This is a genomic window from Aeribacillus sp. JST-2, from assembly GCF_056032925.1.
This window is the reverse complement of the sequence record NZ_JBVVUU010000117.1, coordinates 1-595: the sequence shown is the minus strand read 5'-3', so window position 1 is coordinate 595 and position 595 is coordinate 1. Positions and strand designations below refer to the sequence as shown.

1 pseudogene is annotated in these 595 nt (G+C 38.8%); it reads right to left on the bottom strand.

Annotated elements, in window-relative coordinates:
- A pseudogene (locus tag AC0KTX_RS16835) lies at nt 1-460 on the bottom strand (NAD(P)H-dependent oxidoreductase); the annotation flags it as partial.
- Nucleotides 461-595 lie beyond the last annotated feature (135 nt).

The window sequence follows — 595 nt, the reverse complement described above, 5'->3', positions numbered from 1 at the left end:
CTTTCTCATTAATGTTTTGTGGGCGTTATTTAGGAAAAAAAGAAAGGATAATAGGTCGGGCCTCTCATCATAGAAACACAAACAATTGACTTTCCTTTTAATAGCTCTTCTAGTACAAGTCCTCCTTTGTCACGGTAGGCGAAGTTAGATGCGAATAGTTGATCGAAGTAACCAAGGAGCATCGCAGGAGGTCGGCCCTACCAAATTGGATAGACAAACACGAGCTTGTCAGCCCAAAGAATTTGCTTTCGATACGCTTCAAAGGCGGGATCCTGATGCTGATCCCGTCTCCGCTTTGTTTCATTAAATACAAGTAGTGGATCAAATTGTTCATTATATAAATCTAATACCTTAACCTCTTGAATGCTCGGGTTTTCCCCACTACCTTGGATGATTTTTTGCAAAAAAGCATGACAAAGAATCTGATATTAGGGTGGGGATAAATAACGAGTAGCTTCATAAATGCCTCTTTCTACTTAATTATCATTTAATAGTTAGATGGTACGGATATAGTGTAGTGTTTAGTTGTCAAATTGTCAATTGAATCGATATTGCGACGCAGATTTTGGTTGAATGGTTTACGGGTGATAGATGG